We start from the raw sequence: 21,485 nt of genomic DNA, 5'->3' as shown, positions 1-21,485 counted from the left end.
TCCCCAGGCTCAAGCCGACTCACGGACGACCAGTTCCGTGGGGAGAACGGGGTCGATGCCTGCGGCGCCCGTCAGGAGCAGCCGGGTGGCGACCGTGGCGAGCTCCTCGACGGGCTGGCGGACGGTGGTCAGCGTGGGGACGGTGTGCCTGGCGACAGGGGCGTCGTCGAATCCGATCACCGCCACGTCGGTCGGCACCTTGCGCCCGGCCCTGCGCAGCGCCTGGATCGCGCCCGCCGCCATCAGGTCGGAGGCCACGAAGACGGCGTCGAGGCCCGGGGCGTGGCGTAACAACCACTGCATGGCGTGGGTGCCGGAGGCGGCGGTGAAGTCACCGTAGGCCACGGGCACGTCGGGTGCGCCCGCCGCCTGCAGGGTGCGCACCAGGCCGTCTAATCGGTCGCGCGCGGCAGGTAATGAGGGCGGCCCGCCGATGGCGGCGACGTTGCGGCGGCCGGTCAGCAGGAAGTGCTCCGCCGCCTGTCGGCCGCCGTCGATGTTGTCGACGTCGACGTAGGGGAGTTTGAGGTCGTGGGGCGGGCGGCCGATGTTGCGCACCGGGATGCCCGCGGTGGACAACTTGATCGCCAGGGGGTGGCGCTCTCTCGCGCCCACGATGAGCACCGCGCCGGACAGGGCGGGCAGCGTGGACGACGTGGGGGTGACGGTGGTCACCATGAGATGGGTGCCGTGTTCGGCGATCACGCTGCCGGCCGCGGACAGGAGCCTGGCGTAGTAGGGTTCGGAGAAAAGCCGGGGAAGGTGGTCACAGATCACCGCTGTGACACCGTCGGCCATGGTTTTGGCGGCCGTTCCCCGTGGTGCGCGTTGCCGTACGTAGCCCATTCGGGAGACGGCGTCGTAGACTTGGCGGCGGGTCGAAGTGCTGACCCGCACCGAGCCGGTGAGGACTCGTGATGCGGTCGCGGGGGAAACCCCTGCAGCGGCCGCCACCTGTGCCAGTGTGGGCTGCTCGGTCATGGAGCACCTCGCGGAAAGATCCTGGGAGCGCTCCCACGTTACCAATGTTTCGCCGCTGTTAATAGGGCCTTTGCAAGGAGTGCGTCCTGCTGTACGGACGCGCTCCGGATCGATCGGCCAGGCATGCCGGTAGCCGTGGAAGCCTCCCGGGCCGCCGGATTTCCGACGGCCCGTTCAGGCATTTACGGCCCCTCCCTATGGGGTCACCCGAGGCCGACGTCCGCGTCGTCCAGCTCCGGATCGGTGACATCGTCGCCGGAGTCCGGCTCCGACCGGTCGGACCGCGAGGGCTGGCAGCTCGAGCCGCAACCGCCGAAACGCGAGGTGTTCATCGGGTGGAACTCGGTCTCCGGCACGCCCTTCAGCGCCAGGAGCATGGTGTCCTTCCAGATCGGCCCGGGGATCGAGGCCCCGAAGACCGAGCTGTAGTAGCGGCCGCCGATGGTGACGCCGTTGAGCTTGTGCTTCTGCGCGCCCCGCGTGTCACCGATGCTGACCGCCCCCGCCAGGTCGGGGGTGAACCCGGCGAACCAGGCGGCGGCCTGGTCGTCCGTGGTGCCGGTCTTACCGCCCGCCGGGCGGCCGATGCCGCCGACGCCGCGCATCGTGCCCTTGGTGAAGACCCCCTCCAGGATGTACGACGCGGCGTCCGCGACTTCTGGATCCAACGCCTGCTTACACTCGGGCTGGTACGTCTTCGTCTTGCCGTACCGGTCGGTGATCTTGCTGATGGCCATGGGCTTGCAGTATTTGCCCCGGGCGCCGATCGCCGCGTAGGCGGTGGCCACGGTCACCGGGTCCATCTCGTTGGTGCCGAGCGTGAACGTCTCGAACTCCGTCAGCGGCAGCCCGTCGGAGCGCTTGATGCCCAGCGACTTGGCCGTCTTGACCGTGTCGCACAGCCCGACCTTCTGCTCCAGCGCCACGAAGAAGGTGTTCACCGAGCCCCAGGTGCCGGTGGCCAGCGACTTGAAGCCGCCGCCGCCCCCCTCGGCGTTGGTGACGGTGTGGGAGGGGTCGCCGATGTTCTCGCCCTTGCAGTTCTTGAACGAGGAGTAGTAGGGCGCGCGGTAACCGCTGCCGGTGGAGACCCCGTCGTGGATCTTCATGCCCTCCTTGAGGGCGGTGAGCAGCGTGAAGACCTTGAACGTCGAGCCCGCCTGGAAGCCGGTGCCACCGCCGTGCACCGCGTCGGCGACCACGTTGTACGACATCTCGTTCTTGCGCTTGTTGTCGCCGTACTTGCGGCTTGCGGCCATCGCCTTGATCGCGCCCGTGCCCGGCTCCACCAGGGCTTCGGAGGCGACCGCCTTGTCCGACGCGTGCACGTGCTTCCTGATGGCCCGGTCGGCGGCCTTCTGCATCTTCGGGTCGAGCGTCGTCTGGATCGTCAGGCCGCCCCGGTTGAGGAACTGGGTCCTGGCCTTCTTCGTCGCACCGAAGATCTTGTTGCTGAGGATCTCGTTGCGCACGTACATGCAGAAGTAGGGGTAGGCGCTGGCCCCGCAGCCGCCAGGCAGCGGCTGGCCCTTGTCGAAGCCGAGCTTCTCGGCCTTGGCCTCCTTGGCCTGCGCGGGCGTGATCTTGCCCAGCTCGGCCATCCTGTCGAGCACCACGTTGCGCCGGTGCAGCAGCCGCTCGCGCTGTTCCCTGCCGAGGTTGGGGTCGGTCGCGTTGGGGTCCTGCACCGCGCCGGCCAGGGTGGCGGACTGCACCAGGTTCAGGCTGGTCGCGTCGACGCCGAAGAAGCGCTTGGCCGCCGCCTCGACGCCGTAGGCGCCGGCCCCGAAGTAGGCGATGTTGAGATATTTCTCGAGGATCTGGTCCTTGGTGTACTTCTCCTCGACCGCCATCGCGTAGCGCAGCTCCCTGAGCTTGCGCGCGTAGCTGGCCTCGAGCGCCGCGTTCTTCTCCTTCTCGGTGGTCGCCGAGTTGAGCAGCACCTGCTTGACGTACTGCTGGGTGATGGACGAGCCGCCCTGGGCGATGCCGCCGGAGCTGAGGTTCTTGGCCAGGGCGCGCAGGGTGCCCTCGATGTCGATCGCGCCGTGCTCGTAGAAGCGGAAGTCCTCGATCGAGATGATGGCCGTCTTCATGATTTCGGCCACGTCGGCGAGCTTGACGTTCTCGCGATATTCCTCGTAGAACTGCGCGATCTGGTTGCCCTTGGCGTCGAGCACCGTCGTCTTCTCCGCGAGCGGGGGCTCCTTGAGCTCCTCGGGCTTGATGCCGAGCTCCTCCGATGCCGAGACGAACATCGCTCCCGTGCCTCCGACCGCCGGCAGCGCGATGGCCGCGGTCACCACACCTGCAGCCACCGCCGCACCGGTCAGGCGCGCGATACTCGACATACGGGACATGCTGGTAATACCTCCCCCTCTTGGCATTCGGGTGCATCCTAAACCCAGCCATGACGTGTTCTATGTAAAACCTTGGACCCTGTGAGACGGGAGTTTGTTCGGGCGGCGCGGCCGGTTTTCCCGTGTCTGTAGGTATATCTGACGTTCGTGCTGCATGGGGCCCCTGTGCGGGCTGTGGCGATCTTTCTCCTCGCGATCGGCCGATTTCCCCCAGCCGAGGGCAAAGAAGCGTGTTGTCTGGCGGGTCCCCTGCCACCCGTCTGGCAACGTCGGCCAGGGCGTTTCCTGCTGGCCTTGGTGGAGGAGTCTTATGCGTGGTGTCGGACATAGCGCGGACTTCGACCGTCTGCTCTCGGCCGCCAGGTCATATTGGGGCGACACTCCCGGCGGCGACGGCTGCGTCGTGGCGGAGGCGTACGACGACGACATCCGGGTCGTGACGCGCACGCTGCTGGTCGCGAGGGCCGTGTGCGACCTGATCCCGGCGCGGCTGGTCGTGCTGACCGGCCCCGAGTGGCGGCGCCTCGCGGAGGCGTTCGGCGCCGCCGGCGACGTCCAGCCGGAGCTGCCACCCCTCGCGCTCGTCACCAGCCGCGCCGACCGCTCGGTGACCAGGGAGATCCCGGTCGTGCACGTCCACGGCACCGGCTCGCTGAAGGCGTACACGATGTTCCCCGACCAGGGCCCGTGCTCCTTCTTCGACGAGCTGCCCGCCAGGGTCGGCGCGTTCTTCGAGCGGCACGTGTGGCCGCACAGGAAGACGATCAGGCCCGGGGCCGAGCGGGTCGCGTGGCGGGCGAAGAGCGGATACCAGCTCCGTACGGACACCGAGCGCCGCCAGCTCCGCTACTACGGCTGCTCCCGCCTGGGCATCGACGCCGACCGGCCGACGATCGCCGTGTTCGGCCACACCCCGGGACAGGACACCGAGCTGTACGACGCGACGGCGGAGTTCGCCGCGTCCGACGAGTCCGCGAACTGGCTGTTCCTCGACCCCGTCGCGAACGGCCATTCCCGGATGAAATGTGTGACCGGCGCCCTGTCCACCAACATGCTGTGGAGCGTGACGGACGTGGGCGTCACCTTCAGGGACAGCGACCTGCCCGCCTTCGGCATCCCCGTCATCCAGGCAGGCTGGTCGGAGGGCAGCGCCTGCGGCGCCACCTATCTGGCCCGCTCGCCCGCGGACCACCGCGGCCTGCTGGAGGAGGCCATCGGCAGGCACGCCAAGGGCGAGTCGTTCCTCGGCCCCGAGCAGCGCGAGCGCGCCCGCCTGTGGCTCTGGCTGCGCCGCTGCGGCTCCGACGTCCCCACCCAGCTCCTGCCGCACTGGGAGCACGGCACTGAGGACTACGCCCGAGCCCTCGCCGTCAACCTCCGGTACGTCGAGCGCGACGGCGACCCCCTCTACCGTGCCGTCGCCCGCATGTGGGATCGGCGCGAGCCCGTGCTCACCCGATTCGACTTCCACGACCCGGCAGCGCTGGCCACCACCATCACCCCCGAGAGGAGCATCCGATGACCAGCAGCACAGGATCCGACACCGACACCGACCTCGACCAGGTGATCCTGCCCGCGATACCACCCGTGCACCTGCTCAGCGGGCAAGTTCCCTCGCTTCAGGTGACCGACCGGCTGCACAGGGGCAGCCACATCGTCGGCAGATTCGAGACCTCGGGGCTGGCCGGTTTCAAGGTGGCCGCGCAGGGACGCCCGCTGCGGGTACTGCTGACGCTGTCGGCCGACGACCGGTCGGTGAGCGGCTGGCACACAGGAAAACCCGTGCCAGGCGGCCCGCTCACGCGGCTCGTGCAGATCCGCTCCCAGGGGCGGCTGCGCCAGTGCCTCCTGCTGAAAGGCCGGCGGTCGCACGCCAAGGTGGCCTTCGACCTCGCGGCCGAGGAGATCCCCGACGACGGCCTCGTCTGCATCGAGGCGCTCGACATCATGGAGGGCGACGGCGTCGGCGAGGAGGTGCGCCGCATCGTGTCCGGGCGCGTCGCCCCCGACGGGGTGGCCGGCGTGCGCCTCGACAAGGTCGTGCTGGACGAGCCGCCGGAGGTGGACTTCGACCCGGACACGCTCGACGGCTCCCGCTGCGAGCTGTCGACGCTGATCAGCGCCGGCGGGCTGGCCAACCTCAACCGGCAGGGCGTACGCGTGCTGCGGTCGGGCATGTTCGTCGTCAACCCCGTGCTGAAGGACACCTTCGGCGCGACCGGCCGCATCACCCTGAGGCTCGGCACCAAGGCCGAGCCGGCCAGCCTCATCCCCGCGTCGTGGCGGCGGGTGAACAGCGAGCTGCGCTGGCTGCGGCACGCCACCAAGAAGCTGCTCGGCTCGGCGGCGCCCAGGGTGGATCGGGTGCTCAGCGTCAGGGACGGCGAGGCGGTCGAGTTCGAGCAGCGGCCCTGCGGCAACGTGACGGAGCTGGAGCTGGCCAGCCCGACGACCTCGCCGCTGCTGGTCTTCGTCGCCTCCGGACGCGGCGTGCTGACGACCCTGGAGTCAGGCATCTCGCACTGACCGGATCAATGGAAAATGCCAGATCTTCCGTGAAAACGCCGTGCTGAGGGCAGTCTGTATGGATGACCGAGCGTGGATTGCGAATCGAAGCCACACGATACGTGCACTGCACGGTCATACGCGCCGGCGGTGAGCTCGACCACGAGGGCAGGGTCAGGTTCAGCGCCTGCATCACGTCCGTGTGGGACTGGTCGCAGGGGCCCGTGCTCGTGCTCGACCTGCACGACCTGGACTTCTACGACTCGTCGGTCATCGGGGTGCTCGCGATGGCCATGCAGCGGATGGAGGAGGAGCGCAGCGGCGGCCGGATCATCCTCGTCCAGCCGGACCAGCACCTGCTGTCGGTGCTGCGGCTGACGGACCTGCTGTCGCACGTGGAACTGGCCGACAGCGTCGATCAGGTCGTGGCGGAGCTGATGGTGCAGGCGCAGGACGGGTCGCCAGGGCGGGCCTCACCACACGTGATCACCAGGGACGCCGGGCGAGACGATCGCCGCTGAGCGGCTCCGCGCGGACGGCGGAGCCCGCCACGTGCGTCACGTTCAGAGCCCGTACGCCTCCAGGAGCCGCAGCCACACCTCGCTGACCGTCGGGAAGGACGGCACCGCGTGCCAGAGGCGGTCGAGCGGCACCTCGGCGGTGACGGCGATCGTGGCGGCATGCAGCAACTCGGCCGCCCCCGGCCCGGCGAACGTGACGCCGAGCAGCACCTTCCTGTCCTCGTCGACGACGGCCCTGGCCTGGCCGCGGTAGCCGTCGCCCAGGAGATAGGCACCGGTGACCGAGCCCATGTCGTAGTCGACGACGCGCACCCGGAAGCCGTCCGCGCGGGCCACGGCCTCGGTACGGCCGACCGCGCAGATCTGCGGATCGGTGAACACCACCTGCGGCGCGCCGTAACCGCCCGCCAGGTCGCGCATCGCGGGCAACTCCTCACCGCGGGCCCGCGCGGCGATCACGTCACCGCAGACCCTGGCCTGGTACTTGCCCATGTGCGTGAGCAGCGCGCGCCCGTTGACGTCGCCCACGGCGTACAGCCAGCCATCGGAGACCCCGGTCGCGCGCATGCTGTCGTCGACCTCGATCGGGACGTTGTCGGGCAGGCCCACCGTGCCGAGCCCCACGTCGCGGACGGCGGGTCGGCGTCCCGTGGCCACCAGCAGCTCGTCCGCCTCCAGCACGGGCCCCTCGGGCAGGTGCACCGTCACCTTCCCGCCCGGCTCCGGCCGCTCGACCCGGCTGACCTGGGTGCCGGTGCGCACGGTGATTCCCGCGTCCGCGAACGACCGGGCGAGCAGCTCACCGGCGAACGGCTCCATCCTGCCCAGCAGCCCGTCGCCGCGTACCAGCAGGGTGGTCTGCCGGGCGCCCAGGCCGTGCATCGCCTGCGCCATCTCGCAGGCCACGACCCCGCCGCCGAGCACCACGAGCCGCTCGGGGATCACGCTGGTCGCGGTCACCTCGTGGCTGGTCCACGCATTCGCCTCGGCCAGCCCGGGCACGGGAGGCACGGCGGGCGTACTGCCCGTCGCCACCACGACGGCCTGGTGGGCCGTCAGCAGCCGCTCGCCGCCGTCCGCCAGGGCGACGCGCACCCGCCTCGGACCGTCGAGCCTGCCGCGCCCGCGGACGAACTCGGCCGGCACGCCCTCGATCCACCCCACCTGGCCGGAGTCGTCGAAATGGCCGACGGTCTCGTCACGACGGGCCAGCACCGCCGCCGCGTCGATGGGCCCGAGCTCCATGCCGGGCACCCGCGCCACCTCGCCCGCCAGATCGACCGGCCGCAGCAGCGCCTTGCTCGGCACGCACGCCCAGTAGGAGCACTCCCCGCCCGCCAGCCGCTCCTCGACGATCGCGGCCGTGAGGCCGCCGCGCACGGCCCGGTCCACGACGTTCTCACCGGCGGGACCGGCGCCGATCACGACGACGTCGAACTCGTCAGCCACCTTGCCTCCCAAGCACTCGATTCGGACGTGGGGAAACTCTTTCACGTCCGTGCGCCTATTACCGGGAACCTCCCGGCCCGTCGCCGGGGTGAGAGGCCTTTCATCTGGCACTCATGGTGGTCCAACCGCCGGCCGAGAGCCTGAAGGCAGCCGCGGAGGAACCGCGGGAGCACGTCAGGAGGCTTTCCCATGGCTCAGGAGTTACGGCGGGCCCTGCTCGCGATCTCGCTCACGCTCGGGCTGGGCGCCGGCACGATCTTCGTGACCGCCCCCGCCCAGGCGGCCGTCCCCACCACCCTCACGCTGTCCTCGGCCGACGACGATGACGATGACGACGGCGCACCCCGTGGGGGCGTGGACACGGGTCTTGGCGGGCTGGCCCGTGACGACGACGATGATGATGACGGTGCGGCTCCGCGTGGCGGGGTCGACACCGGGATGGGCGGGACCGCGGCGGGCGCGGACGCCGGCAGGACCGCTGAGTCGGCCGCGCCCGTACGGTTGCGCGTCCCCGCCATCAAGCTCTCCACCAAGATGATCCCGTTGCGCCTGGACGCCGAGCGCCGCCTGGTCGCCCCCAAGGCCTTCGACAGGGTGGGCTGGAACGAGGCAGGGCCGGAGCCGGGCGAGCGGGGCGTGGCCGTCGTCGCCGGGCACGTCGACTCCACCACCGGTCCCGCCGTGTTCTACCGCCTGCGCCACCTGCGCAAGGGCGACCGGGTGCACGTGGACCGGGCAGACGGCAGCACGGTCACGTTCGTGGTCGGCCGCGTGACCCGCTATCCGAAGAGCCGGGTACCGGACAAGGAGGTCTATCACGGAGGTGCGGGCGCCGAGCTGCGCCTGATCACGTGCGGCGGTACGTTCGACCGCGCCCGCCGCAGCTACCGGGACAACGTGATCGTGTTCGCCCGCTGACGGGCGTCGCCGGTGTGCCGCAGGGGAGCCGGTTTCCCGGCGGCGCACCGGTTGTCCTGGCCCGCATTCGCCTTCGCGTGCTGAGGTCGGAACCGCGTAGGCGCGGCTCGGCCGGGCGACCACCTGACCTACGACGTTCTATGACGGGCCCCCTGCCAGCGGGTTGGGCAGGATGGCCCACCGGTCGCCGGGCGGCGCGTCGTCGAGCTGGGCGAGCAGGTGGGCCTTCACCGTGAGGTGCGCGCCGAACACGGCGTCGCGGTCGGCGTGCGCGTCGGGCGTGCCGGGCAGCTCGTCGAACGCCCTGCGCGCGGCCGCGGCCACGACGTCCCACAACGTCGCCTCCGTGGCGCGGTCGCGCCGCCCGAGCAGCGCGACCAGGCTGCCGAACGTGGTGCCGACGAGCGAGCCGAGCAGCTTGCCGTGCAGCACGTCCGGGTCGTCGGTGAGCAGCCTGGGGCTGACGGGCGGGGTCTCGACCCCGTTGCGGGCGAGCCGGGCGGGGCTGATCCTGACGTCGGCCAGGTCCCGGTAGATCAGCCGGTACGGCAGGCCGTCACGGTCGAGCGCGACCAGCAGGTTCTGGCCGTGCGCCTCCAGCGCCACGCCCAGGGCGAGCATGCCGAGCAGGTCCTCCGACGCCAGGCGGGCGAACGCCGCCAGCCACGCGACGGGGTCGCGGACCATCTCGCGGGTGATCGCCGCCACGGGCAGCACCGTCTCCGCGCCGGCGCGCGGTGTGGGCTCCCGCAGCATGGCCGACACGTCGGCGCTGTGCTCGCCGTCGACCCTCGCGGCGGCCCCCGCCAGGTAGCCGGCGACGGCGGGACGCCCGCCCCGCCGCCCCGACAGGGCGGCGAGCAGGCGCGACAGCGGGACGCAGTCCCGGACGGAACCGGGGGAGATGTCCCTGACGCTGGAGGTCATCCGGGTGCTGAACGCCGTCTTCACGTGCGGGCCGCCGTCCACGGGGGCGAGGGTGCGTACGGACGTCAGCGGCCGGGCCGGGATCGCCCCCGTGGCGTACGGGCGCAGGCCCAGGCCGGGCAGGACATGGCGGGTCTGCCAGGGGTGCAGGGGGAGCAGGAGCCGGTCGCCGTCCACGAGCGCGGCCGGCCACGACCCCGTCACCAGGCACGCGGCGGCGGGCAGCGCGACCAGGTCGAGGGCGACGGTGGTGCGGTGCTCCGGCATGTACGCGAGCTGCTCGGCCACGGAGACGCCGGGGCGGTTGCGGCAACCCGGATGGTAGGGATGCCCGTCGACCACGCTCTGCTCGTAGTCCTCCGGCGTGTTCGGGCCGTCGGGGCCGGCCCGGGCGGTGGCGGCGGCGCGGGACAGGGCCAGCGAGGCGACGCTGTTGTCCAGGTCGTGGACCAGCCGGGTGGTGCCGGGCAGGGCGAGCGCGGCCAAAAGCTCGGCGGGGTGCGTGTACGGCCGGCCGTCCAGCCAGAGAGCCGGCTCGCCTCCGAGGTCGTACGGCAGCCGCGCCCGCCCCCGCAACCGCCGCCCGTCCGCCAGCGCCACGCACACCTGCCCGCCCTGGCGCCCGTCCGCGAAGCCCGCCGGCCGTGCGAGGCCGGGCAGGGGTTCGTACAGCAGGCTGCGCCACAGGCGGCCCAGCACGGCGGCTCGGGCGCCCGGCAGGGCGGCGGCGTAGCCCGCGGAGAGCTCCGGACGCACGACGGCCAGCTCCGCCTCGAACGCGGCCTCCGCCGCCCGCGCGTTTCGCGTCATGTCCTCCTGGCTACCCGGAGGGTTCCGTTCACGCGCCAGGTTCCGCCCCCGTGGGCACGTCGAGGAGCCCGAGGCTCTCCTGCTCGCCCCTGCGCGTGATGACCTCGTTGATGGCCCGGGCGAGCCGCTGCCTGCTGTAGTCGCCCTCGGGCAGCTCGTTGAGGTGGGTGAGCAGGTCGGCGGGCAGATTCACGTGCTGGGACACCGCCGAGTACACCTCCCGCATCGCCACCCGGTCCCGGCCGCGGAACGCCTCGTCGATGGCCTGCTGCAGTTCGTCGCGCACGGCGTGGTCAGTCATCGGTGTCATCTCCTGTAGGTCCGGCGAGCAGATCCTCCGCCTGTTCCATCACCATCTCGACCGAGACGTCGCGCACCCACGACCGGTCGTGCGGGCAGCGCTCCGCGGCCGGGTCCACGCCGCTCGCGCCGCACTGCGGGCAGGCCGTGGTCCAGGAGATCAGCGGGCGGTGCCGGGTCCTGCTCAGCGGCCCGGCGTTGATGAGGTTGCCGCACCAGTAGACGCCGACGGTGGGCGTGCCGACGGCGGCGGCCAGGTGGCGCGGGCCCGTGTCGTTGGACACCAGCAGGTCGCAGCGCTCGTACAGCGCGGCCAGCCCGCCGATGCCGAGCGCGCCGACGACGGCGACGGCGGGCCGCCGGATCGCCTCGACCACGCCCAGCACCAGGTCCTCCTCCTCGCGGGTGCCCGTCACCACGACCGGCCTGCCCAGCCGGTCGGCGACCTCGGCGAACCGTTCCACAGGCCAGCGCCGTCGCGGGTCGCGCGCGCCCGGATGCACGGCCACCAGCCCGGGCGGCGGCTCGCCCAGCAGTTCCGTCGCCTCGGCGCGGTCGGCCGCGGTGAGCGCCAGCCGCGGCTCCAGCCCGTCCGCGACCCCGCCGACCAGCGCGGCGACCTGCAGGAAGCGCAGCGTCTCGTGGTGGTAGTCGGTGTACGGCACCCAGCGGTCCAGCCGCTCGGCGCCGGGGGCGCGCATCCCCGCGCTCACCCTGGCGTCCAGCCGGCGGACGAACGGGTTGGAGTAGCGGCCACCGCCGTGGATCTGCACCGCCAGGTCGAACCGGCGCCTGCGCAGCCGCTCGCACAGCTTGTCGGGCGCGGCGTGCCCGGGCTCGACCGTGGACACGCCCGAGATCGGCGGCAGCGCCACCACGTCGTCCACGGGCCCCGGCCGTCCCGCCAGGAACGCGGCGTGCCACGGCATGCCCAGCAGCGTCAGGTGCGCGCCGGGGTAGGCCCGCTTGAGCGCCTCCAGCGCCGGGACGGCCAGCAGGAAGTCGCCGAGGGCGTTGGCCCGCAGCACCGCGATCCGTTCCACCCCGCCGACCAGCGCCGTCATGGCGCCTCCCGTACGGGGGCTGCCGGGCGCTTGGTGTGAAGGGTGGTGCATAGCCGCCTGGCTACCCCGAGACGTCATGCCCGTAACACCCGCCTAAATACTCCATCGCGGGTTTGACCTGGCCTTTTGCTGGTATGCGCCTCTCATGGGCACAGAGCGGGTCATCAGCGCCGCGGTGGTCGGCGACGTCATGCTCGACTCGTGGCTGTACGGCTCGGCCAAGCGCCTGGCGCAGGAGGCGCCGGTGCCCGTGATGAGCCTGGAGACCACCGTGGTCGCGCCGGGCGGCGCCGCCAACACCGCCGCCAACCTGGTGGCGCTGGGCGCCCGCGTCCGGCTCGTCGGCGTCGTGGGCGACGACGAGTGCGGCGAGACCCTGGTGCGCTCGCTCCAGCTGCGCGGCGTCGGGACGGACCTGCAGACGGTGCCGGGACGGCGTACCGCGCACAAGCGGCGGCTGGTCACCAGCGGCCAGCTCACCGCGCGCTACGACGAGGAGGACCTCGACGGCATCCCCGGCCACGCGGAGCGGCGGCTGCTCGGTCGGCTGGCCGGCGCCATGGCGGGGGCCGACGTGGTCGTCGCGTGCGACTACGGAGGCGGCGTGTTCACCCCGGCCGTGCGCCGGGCGCTCGCCGGGGCGCCCCTGCTGGTGGTGGACGCGCACGCGGTCGCGGCGTGGCGGGAGTGCGCGCCGGCCGCGGTGCTCCCGAACTTCGCCGAGGTCGTACGCCTGCTCGACGACGGTGTGGAGCCCGGCGACCGGCCGGCGTACCTGGCGGCCCGGTCGGAACGGCTGCTGGAGCTGACCAGGGCCGGGGTCGTGGTCACCACGCTGGACGGGGAGGGCACGCTGCTGCACAGGCGCGGCCTGCCGCCGTACCGGACCTACGCCAGGCCCGCGCCGCAGCACATGGCGACGGGCGCGGGCGACACCTACACCGCCGCGTTCGCTCTCTGGCTGGCGGGCGGGGCCTCGCCCGAGGAGGCCGCGGAGGCGGGCCAGGCGGCGGCCGGCGTCGTCGTACGGCGCCAGGGGACGGCCGTCTGCACCCGCCACGAGCTGATGCGCGCGCTGCGCCGCCACGAGGGGACGGTCCAGACGGCGGAGAGCCTCGCCCAGCTGCTGGACGAGCACCGGCGCAGGGGCGAGCGGGTGGTGTTCACCAACGGCTGCTTCGACGTGCTGCACCGGGGGCACGTGAGCTACCTGGAGGAGGCGGGGCGGCTCGGCGACGTGCTCGTGGTGGCCGTCAACAGCGACGCGGGCGTGGCCCGGCTGAAGGGCCCGGGACGCCCGGTCAACCCGTGCGAGGACCGCATGTCGGTGCTGGCGGCGCTGAACGACGTCGACTACGTGACCGAGTTCGACGAGGACACGCCGGAGCGGCTGCTCAGGATGATCCGGCCCGAGATCTACGTCAAGGGCGGCGACTACACCCCCGAGATGCTCGCGGAGGCCCCGCTGGTGCGCTCGCTGGGCGGCGAGGTGCGCGTGCTCGGTTACGTCCGCGACCGGTCGTCCACCGCCATCATCGGCCGCATGCGGGCGATGCCCTGAGGTTTGGCGGCCCCGCCGTTCGGTAGACGGCTGCTCATGACACAGACCCTTCCGGCCCGCCCTCACCTGCCTGCGGAAGCCGAGCCCCGGCGGAAGCCGGAGCCACGGCGCAGGCCGGTCAGGCGGGCCGCCGCCCGCGGCGCGATCGCGTCCATGGCGATGTCGGGCAGCAGACAGTTCACCACCGCGCTCGGGCTGGTCGAGAGGACGCCGCCGGAGTCGGTGATCGAGCGGACCGCTCCCCGGATGTTCCACAAGATCCCGGTCGGGCGCCGGCCGGCCCTGGTGGAGGCGGTGCACTGGACGTACGGGGCGGTCGGCGGGGCGGTCTTCGGGCTGTTGCCGGGCGCCGTGCGCCGCCGGAAGTGGGCGGGCCCCGTCTACGGGCTGCTGGTCTGGGCCGCGTTCGAGACGGCCATCGCGCCCGCCCTCGGCCTGCCGCGCAGGAAGGGCACCGCCGTGGAGCGGATCGCGCTGCTGGCCGACCACCTGTTGTACGGGACGGTGGTGGGCGCCTCGCCGTGGCCGTACCAGGACACGCCTCAGAGGTGAGCCGAGAGCGCCCCGGCCAGCCACGGGCGCAGGATCGGCAGCACGGTCGCCGAGTGCATGGCGGACATGTGGTCGAGCCCGTCGAGCACCTGGACGTCCCAGCCGAGGGCTTCGAGCTCGGCCCGGTGGCGGGCCAGGGTGCCGCCGATGCTGACGTGCGTGCCGCCCCACCGCTCGTCGTAGTGGATCTCGTCGGCCGAGCCGGCGAAGCAGAGCCGGGGGCAGGAGAGCCGGACGGCCCGGTCGTCGAACCCTTGCAACTCCTCGTAGAGGGTGACGAACTGCCGGGTCTGCTCCTCGGTGGTGGCCACCTCGGCCGACGACCAGTCGTACGCGTCGCCCGTTTCGGTCTTGTCGGTCTTCTCGGGCTGGGGCGCCTGCCCGGTGGCCATCTCGTACGTCGCGTTCGTCACCCGCAACATCTCCGCGTACGGCGCCCCGTACGCCGGGAAGCCGCCCATGACGAGCGCCGAGAGCCGGTCGGTCCTGATCGCCAGCTGCAACCCGCTCACCGCCAGCCACGAGTAGCCGTAGTACGCGAACCGCTCGGCTCCCGCCGCGTCGGCCACGGCCACCAGGTCGGCCGCGATGGCGGCGGGCGTGAGTGTGGCGGGTTTGGGCGTGGCCATGACGTGGCCCTGGTAGTCGAAGGCGATGACCTGGAAGGCGTCGCCGAGGCCGTCGATGAGCGAGCGCCCGAGCGCCGGGTCGGCGCCCCATTTCCGCATCTCGTCGGCCTGCTCGCCCTCGACGGGGCGCGGGTCGACGGGCAGCAGCAGGGCCGGGCCCGAGCCGTGCACCTCCACGTCGATGGTGCTTCCGTCGTGCAACGTCGCCTTGGCCATGGCGGGCTCCTCGCTGATTCGATACGCCGTAAAGTATTGTCCCGGCGAGAATAGCTTATGGCGTAAAGAGTCTCAACGGGTTGGGCACGGGCACGCACCGCATGTCGCCGCCGTCGGCGCCCAGCCAGCGCAGCGTGAGATTGGCCTTGGCCGGCACGTGCGAAGCCGACAGCAGGTCGCGCAGCTCCACGGGATCGTCGTGGTCCTTGCCCGCGGCGGCGAACACGCCCCTGGCCCGCGCCCACAACTCCGCGCGCAGCCCCGGATGGCGGGCCGCGACCGAGCCGGCGATCTCTCGCAGGTGGTTGGTCACCAGGCAGTACACCAGTCGCTCCCAGGCGTAGGAACGGCTTACCAGCGGCGCGTCCCCGAGTGCGGGATGCCGGTCCGCGACCAGCTTGACGCCCTCGTGGTCGCGGAAGACGGCCTGCGCGGGCATGCCCTGCCCGTCCACCGCGATCAGCACGTTCTGCAGGTGGCATTCGAGCACCACGCCGTGGCGCAGGTAGGCGTGCAGGAGCGGGGGCACCACGTGGTCGAGATAGGCGCCCCACCAGGCCAGCGCCTGCTCCTCGCCCAGCCCGTCGAGCGGGTTGCCGGCGAACCCCTCGGCGATCGCCGCCGACAGCAGCGGCGTCAGCCCGGGACGAACGTGCTCGCGCAGCCCGTCGCGGACGATCGCGGCGAGCCCCTCGCCGCCGTCCGAGCCCAGCCGGGCGCTGCGGTAGCCGCGGTCGCGCAGCACGGCCGGGCGCGGCAGGTGACAGGGCAGGTCGTCGAAGGCCAGGTCCAGCGCGTCGGCGACCACGGGCAGGCGGCGCAGATCGCGCAGCCACAGCCGGCGGACGTCGTTCGTGATCCGCACGTCCAGGCTGAACTTGCAGAACAGGTCCGCCTCCGGCAGGTACACCGTGCGGATCGACGCGGTCGGCACGGCCACGGCCGCCGTGACCCCGAGGTGGCGCAGCCGCCCGCCGCGCAGGCCGCCCAGCAACTCCACCTGCCAGGGGTGAGCGGGCAGCGCCACCAGGCCGCCGGCGTCGAACCCGCCGGGCCGGTCCCGCGCCGCCGCGAACCCTCCGTGCCCGTCGGGCCCGGCCGCGAACGTGCCGGGCAGGTCGGGTCCTGCCGCGCGTCCGAGAAGGTCGAGGCCGGTGGTGTCACCCTCCTCCACCAGATCCTCGGCGGGGACGCCGAGCAGCGGCAGGGGAAAGCTCGCGTGCGCCTCCGGCGAGTACCGCAGCCACACCTCCGGCCCCGACCCGCCGCGCGCCTTGGGCGCGGGATGGTAGCGGTGGCCCGCCACCAGAGCCTGCTCCGAGCGCAGGTACGGGTCCGCGGGCGGCGCGGCGGTCCGCCTGGCGGCCAGCAGCGCCGCCGTGACGTCCCGGCTGTGCAGGATCTCGGCGGGCAGCGCGTCGTTGCCGACCCCCGTGCCGGCGCGCAGCTCGGCGGAGGCCAGCGTGACCAGCTCGGCCAGCGTCAGCTCGCGCCAGCCGCCAGGCGTGCGGAGGGCGGGCCTGCCCGGGTGGCGCGCGTTCCTGACCCGCAGGACGCGGCCGGTCGCGGGCAGCAGGTACGCCCCGGGTTCGGGGCCGTACGGCCCGGCAACCTCGCGCAGGAGGCAGTTGAGCAGCGCCGTCGCCGTGAGGTCGTCGGCGTCCGCCCCTGCCTCGCCGTGCCCGGCCGGCGGGAGGAGGCCGTCAGTGATTGCCATGGCGAGCTTCTCCTACCGTTCATTCATCAAGCATCCCCCGGTGGGTCCCCGGGACCCGTGGCCCGGTCCCAGGCACCTGCCCCGGCGGCGGGGTCTCACGACCGGTTTCCCGTCCGTTCTGCGGCCGGTGGCCTCGTGCCTCTATCTGAACCGATCGTTCTTGAATGTGTTAGCTTGGCGGCATGGCGAGGAACAAGGAGTTCGACCCGGACATCGCGTTGCAGAAGGCGCTGGACCTTTTCTGGGAACGCGGCTACGAGGCGACGTCGATGGCCGACCTCGTCGAGCACCTGGGCGTCGCGCGGGCGAGCGTCTATGCCACGTTCGGCGGCAAGCGGGAGCTCTACCTGCGGGCGCTGGAGCGCTACCTGGCGCAGCGCGACGTCGTCGGGCCGCTGGCCCAGCCGGGGCCCGCGCTGCCCGCGATCCGGGCGTTCCTCGACGCCTACGTCGCCGAATGCCTGGCCGACGAGCTGCGAAGAGGCTGCATGGTGGTGAACACCGCCGTGGAGTTCGCCGCGCGCGACGCGGCCATGTCGGCGAAGGTCGTCGCGAGCTGGGCGGAGCTGGAGACCGCGATCGCCGCCGCCCTCGTCAGGGCGCGGGCCCAGGGCGAGATCCCCGCGGAGAAGGACCCGCACGCGCTGGCCAGGTTCCTGCTCGTGCTGCTGCAGGGCGTCAGGGTGCTCGGCAGGGCCGACCCCGATCCGCACCGGCGGCTGCGTGACGCGGTCGATCAGGCGATGAACGTCATCAACATTTAAGAACGATTGGTATGGAATAATGGCAGAACGTTTCGCAGGCAAGGTCGCGCTCGTCACGGGCGCCGGCGGGGTCGTCGGCCGTGCGGCCGCGCTGGCGTACGCGAGGGAGGGCGCGGCCGTGCTGCTCGCGGGCCGCGACCCCGGGCGGCTGGCCGAGGTCGTGCGGCAGATCGAGGCGGATGGGGGGCGGGCCGGGGCGTTCACGCTCGACATCACCAGGTCCGCCGAGGTCGCCGCCATGGTGGAGGCGGCCGCCACGCGGTTCGGGCGGCTCGACGTGGCGTTCAACGCGGCCGGGATCTTCGGCACGCTGGCGCCGGTGGCCGGCTATGACGAGGACGTCTGGGACGACGTGCTGGCGGTCAATCTCAAGGGCGTGTTCCTGTCGATGAAGCACGAGATCGCTCACATGCGCGCGCACGGCGGCGGCGTCATCGTCAACGTCGCCTCCAACCTCGGCGCCCACTGGCGGCTGCCCGGGGCCGGCGCTTATGTCGCGTCGAAGGCGGCCGTGAGCCACCTGACCCGCACGGCGGCACTCGAATACATCGCGGAGGGCGTACGCATCAACGCCCTCAGCCCCGGCCCGATCGACTCGCCCATGTCCGCGCGGCCCGGCGAGACCCCCGAGGAGCGGGACATCCGCATGAAGGACGCGCTGCCGATCGGCCGGGTCGCGGCCCCCGAGGAGATCGCCGCCGCGGCGCTGTGGTTGTCGTCGCCCGAGTCGTCGTTCGTCGTGGGCCACGACCACGTGATCGACGGCGGCGCCACCGCCTGACCTGCTCAGGAGGCCTGGAAGTCCGCGACGTTCTCCTTCGTCACCACCTTCACCGGCACCGCCACCGTCTTCTGCACCGTCTCGCCCTTGGCGACCTGCACGGCGGCCTCCACCGCCTGCCGGCCGAGCAGCTGGGGCTGCTGCGCGACGGTGGCGGCCATGGTGCCGGCCTGCACGGCCTTCAGCGCGTCCGGCGTGCCGTCGAAGCCGACCACCTTGACCTGCTGCCCGGCCCTGGCCCCCAGCGCCTTGATCGCGCCCAGCGCCATCTCGTCGTTCTCCGCGAACACGCCGGTGACGCCGGGATGCGACTGGATCAGGTTGGTCATGACGTCCAGCCCTTTGGTCCTGTCGAAGTCGGCCGGCTGCTTGGCGACGACCTTGATGTTCGGGTACGCCGCGATGCCCTGCGTGAACCCCTGCCCGCGATCGCGCGAGGCGGACGTGCCCGGCGTGCCCTGGAGCACGGCCACCTCGCCCTTCTCGCCGAGCTGCTTGGCCAGCTCCTGCGCGGCCATCTTGCCGCCCGACACGTTGTCGGAGGCCACCGTCTGCGCGACCTCGGCGCCGTTGACGCCGCGGTCGGCCGCGACGACCGGGATGTTCACCCGCTCCGCCGCCTTCACCGCCGGGGCGGCCGCGTCGGAGTCGACCGGGTTGATGATGATCGCCTTCATGTTCTGGCTGGTGAAGTTCTGGACCTGGTTCACCTGCTGCGACGCGTCGTTCTGGGCGTCGGTGACGGTGAGCGTGGCCCCGAGCCTCTTCGCCTCGGCCTGCGCGCCGTCGCGCAGCTGGACGAAGTACGGGTTGTTCAGCGTCGACACCGACATGCCGAGCTTCAGCTCGCCCTCCTGAGCGCCGCCGCCCCCGCCACCGCCGGCCGAGCCGCACGCGGCCAGCCCGAGCACGGCCGCGGCCATGATGATCGCGGGACTGCGCATGATGTATCCCCTCCTAGTTGGTTCCCCTGCGCCGCAGGGTGTCGACGAGGACCGCGAGCGCGATCACCACGCCGATCACGACCTGCTGCCAGAACGCCGAAACCGACAGCAGGTTCAGCCCGTTGCGCAACACGGCCAGAATGAGCGCCCCGACAAGCGTGCCGAGCGCCCTGCCCTTCCCGCCGGACAGGCTCGCGCCGCCGATCACCACGGCCGCGATCGCGTCGAGCTCGTAACCCGCCGCCGCCTGCGGCTGCGCCGAGGCCAGGCGGCTGGCCAGCACGATCCCGGCCACCGCGGCGAAACCCCCGGACAGCGCGTACGTGATGAGCAGCTGCCGGCCCACCTTGATCCCCGACAGCCGCGCGGCCTCCTCGTTGCCGCCGATGGCGTACATGGCGCGGCCCGAATAGGTCCTGTTGAGGATCACCGCCGCGATCACGCCCATGACCACCATCACGATCAGGGGGATCGGCAGGTAGGTCCCGATCGTGCCGCCCAGCTCCGACACGGCGTCGGGCATCGCGATCGGGCTGCCCTCCGAGACGACCAGGGCCAGGCCGCGGGCGATGCCGAGCATGGCCAGCGTGGCGATGAACGGCGGCAGCTTGCCGTACGCGATGAGAGCCGCGCTGACCAGCCCGCACGCGACGCCGACCGCGAGCGACAGCAGAGTGGCCAGCGGCCACGGCAGCCCGGCCGACGTGGCGGTCCAGGCGAGGGAGATCGCCGACAGCGCCGCGACGGACCCGACGGACAGGTCGATGCCGCCCGTCACGATCACGAACGTCGACCCGAACGCCAGGATCGCCGTGACGGCGGCCTGGACGCCGACGTTGAGCAGGTTCGTCAGGCTCAGGAAGTCGGCCGACAGCAGCGACAGCGCCACGACCAGCACCACGAGCGCGACCACGGCACCGTTCTCGGCCAGCCACGCGGCGGCCGGCGAGCGGCGGGGGAGCACGTCAGCGGACATGGGAGGCCTCCATGGTCGCGAGCGCCATCACGTCGTCCTGCGTCGCCTCGGTGGCGCGCAGCTCGCCCACGAGCCGCCCACGCGCCATGACGAGGATCCGGTCGCTCATCCCGAGCACCTCCGGCAGGTCACTGGAGATCATGAGCACCGCGTCGCCGGCGGCGGTGAGCGCGTTGACCAGCTGGTAGATCTCGACCTTGGCCCCGACGTCGACGCCGCGCGTCGGCTCGTCGAGGATGAGCACCTTCGCGTTCGCCGCCAGCCACTTGCCGATGACCACCTTCTGCTGGTTGCCGCCGGAGAGCGTGCGCACCTCCTGGCTCAGCCCGGTCATCCGGATGCCGAGCTGCTCGGCCACCCTGGCGGCGATCCTGCGCAGGCCCGGCCGGTCCACGAACCCGGCCCGCGTGGCGTCGCGCATGGTGACCAGGCCCAGGTTCTCGGCGACGTCCGCGCCAAGCACCAGGCCCTGGGCCTTGCGGTCCTCGGGGACCAGGCCGAGCCCGGCCTCCATGGCGGCGTGCACGTCGCCGGGCGGCAGCCGCCTGCCGCGTACGAACACCTGGCCCGAGTCGTAACGGTCGGCGCCGAACACCGCCCGCGCCACCTCCGTGCGGCCCGCCCCCACGAGCCCCGCCATGCCGACCACCTCGCCGGCCCGCACCTCGAACGACACGTCGTCGAACACGCCCCGCCGGGTCAGCCCGCGCACCTCCAGCAGCGGCTCCCCCCGCTCGGCCGGCCGATCCGGAGCAGCGCGCGGGTACTGCTGGTCGATGGGCCGACCGACCATCAGGCCGACCAGCTCGTCCCGCCGGGTGTTCGCCGGCACCTCGGCCACGGACCTGCCGTCACGCAGCACGGTCACCCGGTCGCCGATGTCGGCGATCTCCTCCAGATGGTGGGTGATGAACACGACGGCCACGCCCTCGTCGCGCAGCTGCCTGACGATCGCGAACAGCCTGGCCACCTCGCTCGTGGTGAGCACCGCGGTCGGCTCGTCCATGATCAGGACGCGCGCGTCCAGCGCCAGCGCCTTGGCGATCTCCACCATCTGCATGCGCGCGATGCCCAGCCTGGCGGTCGGCGTGCGCGGGTCCACGTCCACGCCGACCCGTTCGAGCAGCTTGCGGGCCTGCTGCTCCATACGCTTGATGTCGACGAACCCGAACCTGCGGGGCGGGCGGCCGAGCGCCAGGTTCTCCGCCACCGTGAGCTGTGGGACGAGGTTGAACTCCTGGTAGATGGTCGCGATGCCGAGCCGCTGCGCCTCGCCCGCCGAGCGGATGTGCACCTGCCTGCCGTCCATGAGCACCCGGCCGCCGTCCGGATGGTACGCCCCGGACAGGATCTTGATCAGCGTGCTCTTGCCCGCGCCGTTCTCGCCCAGCAGGACGTGCACCTCACCGGTGCGCAGGCTCAGGTCGACGCCGTCGAGCGCGACCACGCCCGGGAACGTCTTCCGCAGCCCCTCGGCCCTGAGAATCTCGTGGCTCACACAGGAGCCCTT

General features: G+C 72.2%; 19 protein-coding genes. 8 read left to right on the top strand and 11 right to left on the bottom strand.

What is annotated here, in order from left to right; all coding sequences use genetic code 11:
- Positions 1 to 9: 9 nt before the first annotated feature.
- Both ABGB14_RS33985 and ABGB14_RS33980 read right to left on the bottom strand, forming a co-directional pair.
- Positions 10 to 981, bottom strand: coding sequence for a LacI family DNA-binding transcriptional regulator (locus ABGB14_RS33985; protein ID WP_347647943.1), 972 nt, complete (start codon positions 979 to 981; stop codon positions 10 to 12).
- 203 nt (positions 982 to 1,184) lie between these two features.
- Positions 1,185 to 3,332: a transglycosylase domain-containing protein gene (locus ABGB14_RS33980; protein WP_347647942.1), complete on the bottom strand. Its 2,148-nt coding sequence runs from the start codon at positions 3,330 to 3,332 to the stop codon at positions 1,185 to 1,187.
- 319 nt (positions 3,333 to 3,651) lie between these two features.
- On the opposite strand from ABGB14_RS33980, the gene ABGB14_RS33975 reads away from it, so the two are divergent.
- From ABGB14_RS33975 to ABGB14_RS33965, 3 genes are all read left to right on the top strand, one after another.
- Complete coding sequence (locus tag ABGB14_RS33975; protein ID WP_347647941.1) at positions 3,652 to 4,863, top strand: hypothetical protein; 1,212 nt, start codon at positions 3,652 to 3,654, stop codon at positions 4,861 to 4,863.
- On the top strand, positions 4,860 to 5,867 hold the full coding sequence (locus tag ABGB14_RS33970; protein WP_347647940.1) for a hypothetical protein: 1,008 nt from the start codon (positions 4,860 to 4,862) through the stop codon (positions 5,865 to 5,867). The genes ABGB14_RS33975 and ABGB14_RS33970 overlap by 4 nt, the downstream gene beginning before the upstream one ends.
- 62 nt (positions 5,868 to 5,929) lie before the next feature.
- On the top strand, positions 5,930 to 6,367 hold the full coding sequence (locus tag ABGB14_RS33965) for an STAS domain-containing protein (RefSeq protein ID WP_347647939.1): 438 nt from the start codon (positions 5,930 to 5,932) through the stop codon (positions 6,365 to 6,367).
- A gap of 42 nt (positions 6,368 to 6,409) precedes the next feature.
- Here the strand turns inward: ABGB14_RS33965 and ABGB14_RS33960 are convergent, their stop codons facing one another.
- Complete coding sequence (locus tag ABGB14_RS33960) at positions 6,410 to 7,816, bottom strand: NAD(P)/FAD-dependent oxidoreductase (protein WP_347647938.1); 1,407 nt, start codon at positions 7,814 to 7,816, stop codon at positions 6,410 to 6,412.
- A gap of 189 nt (positions 7,817 to 8,005) precedes the next feature.
- Here ABGB14_RS33960 and ABGB14_RS33955 point away from each other — a divergent pair, with 189 nt between their 5' ends.
- The gene (locus ABGB14_RS33955) at positions 8,006 to 8,734 is read left to right on the top strand and encodes a class F sortase (RefSeq protein WP_347647937.1); all 729 of its coding nucleotides are present in this window, start codon (positions 8,006 to 8,008) and stop codon (positions 8,732 to 8,734) included.
- 138 nt (positions 8,735 to 8,872) lie between these two features.
- Here the strand turns inward: ABGB14_RS33955 and ABGB14_RS33950 are convergent, their stop codons facing one another.
- From ABGB14_RS33950 to ABGB14_RS33940, 3 genes are read right to left on the bottom strand one after another with little or no spacing between them, the layout of a single operon-like run.
- Entirely contained in the window at positions 8,873 to 10,471 is a 1,599-nt protein-coding gene (locus tag ABGB14_RS33950; protein ID WP_347647936.1) for an IucA/IucC family protein, read from the bottom strand.
- 28 nt (positions 10,472 to 10,499) lie between these two features.
- Positions 10,500 to 10,772, bottom strand: a complete 273-nt coding sequence (locus tag ABGB14_RS33945) for a hypothetical protein (RefSeq protein WP_347647935.1) — start codon at positions 10,770 to 10,772, stop codon at positions 10,500 to 10,502.
- Positions 10,765 to 11,835, bottom strand: coding sequence for a glycosyltransferase family 9 protein (locus ABGB14_RS33940; protein WP_347647934.1), 1,071 nt, complete (start codon positions 11,833 to 11,835; stop codon positions 10,765 to 10,767). Before ABGB14_RS33940 ends, ABGB14_RS33945 begins: the two co-directional genes overlap by 8 nt.
- Before the next feature lie 145 nt (positions 11,836 to 11,980).
- Here ABGB14_RS33940 and rfaE2 point away from each other — a divergent pair, with 145 nt between their 5' ends.
- Together rfaE2 and ABGB14_RS33930 are read left to right on the top strand one after the other, a co-directional pair.
- A complete protein-coding gene (gene rfaE2 / locus ABGB14_RS33935; protein WP_347647933.1) occupies positions 11,981 to 13,396 on the top strand; it encodes a D-glycero-beta-D-manno-heptose 1-phosphate adenylyltransferase in 1,416 nt (471 codons plus the stop codon).
- A 36-nt stretch (positions 13,397 to 13,432) separates the two neighbouring features.
- Positions 13,433 to 13,948: a hypothetical protein gene (locus ABGB14_RS33930; RefSeq protein WP_347647932.1), complete on the top strand. Its 516-nt coding sequence runs from the start codon at positions 13,433 to 13,435 to the stop codon at positions 13,946 to 13,948.
- On the opposite strand, the gene ABGB14_RS33925 is transcribed toward ABGB14_RS33930, so the two are convergent.
- Together ABGB14_RS33925 and ABGB14_RS33920 are read right to left on the bottom strand one after the other, a co-directional pair.
- Positions 13,939 to 14,793 carry an alpha/beta hydrolase gene (locus ABGB14_RS33925; protein ID WP_347647931.1) on the bottom strand — a complete coding sequence of 285 codons (855 nt, stop codon included), beginning with the start codon at positions 14,791 to 14,793 and terminating at the stop codon, positions 13,939 to 13,941. The two genes, ABGB14_RS33930 and ABGB14_RS33925, sit on opposite strands and share 10 nt — an antisense overlap.
- Before the next feature lie 55 nt (positions 14,794 to 14,848).
- Positions 14,849 to 16,510 carry an IucA/IucC family protein gene (locus ABGB14_RS33920; protein WP_347647930.1) on the bottom strand — a complete coding sequence of 554 codons (1,662 nt, stop codon included), beginning with the start codon at positions 16,508 to 16,510 and terminating at the stop codon, positions 14,849 to 14,851.
- 182 nt (positions 16,511 to 16,692) lie between these two features.
- On the opposite strand from ABGB14_RS33920, the gene ABGB14_RS33915 reads away from it, so the two are divergent.
- Positions 16,693 to 17,274, top strand: a complete 582-nt coding sequence (locus tag ABGB14_RS33915) for a TetR family transcriptional regulator (protein ID WP_347647929.1) — start codon at positions 16,693 to 16,695, stop codon at positions 17,272 to 17,274.
- Positions 17,275 to 17,293: 19 nt separating this feature from the next.
- Complete coding sequence (locus tag ABGB14_RS33910; RefSeq protein WP_347647928.1) at positions 17,294 to 18,055, top strand: SDR family oxidoreductase; 762 nt, start codon at positions 17,294 to 17,296, stop codon at positions 18,053 to 18,055.
- 5 nt (positions 18,056 to 18,060) lie between these two features.
- Here ABGB14_RS33910 and ABGB14_RS33905 read toward each other — a convergent pair whose 3' ends face one another.
- The 3 genes from ABGB14_RS33905 to ABGB14_RS33895 are packed head-to-tail and all read right to left on the bottom strand — an operon-like array spanning position 18,061 to position 21,473.
- Positions 18,061 to 18,999 carry a D-ribose ABC transporter substrate-binding protein gene (locus ABGB14_RS33905; protein ID WP_347647927.1) on the bottom strand — a complete coding sequence of 313 codons (939 nt, stop codon included), beginning with the start codon at positions 18,997 to 18,999 and terminating at the stop codon, positions 18,061 to 18,063.
- A 13-nt stretch (positions 19,000 to 19,012) separates the two neighbouring features.
- Positions 19,013 to 19,975: an ABC transporter permease gene (locus ABGB14_RS33900; protein ID WP_347647926.1), complete on the bottom strand. Its 963-nt coding sequence runs from the start codon at positions 19,973 to 19,975 to the stop codon at positions 19,013 to 19,015.
- The gene (locus ABGB14_RS33895) at positions 19,965 to 21,473 is read right to left on the bottom strand and encodes a sugar ABC transporter ATP-binding protein (protein ID WP_347647925.1); all 1,509 of its coding nucleotides are present in this window, start codon (positions 21,471 to 21,473) and stop codon (positions 19,965 to 19,967) included. Before ABGB14_RS33895 ends, ABGB14_RS33900 begins: the two co-directional genes overlap by 11 nt.
- Between the last annotated feature and the right edge of the window lie 12 nt (positions 21,474 to 21,485).

It is taken from the genome of Nonomuraea sp. B10E15 (assembly GCF_039871615.1).
In the GTDB taxonomy this organism is placed as follows: Bacteria; Actinomycetota; Actinomycetes; order Streptosporangiales; family Streptosporangiaceae; genus Nonomuraea.
Note: the sequence above shows the minus strand (reverse complement) of the source record. Positions and strands in the feature narration are given on the sequence as shown.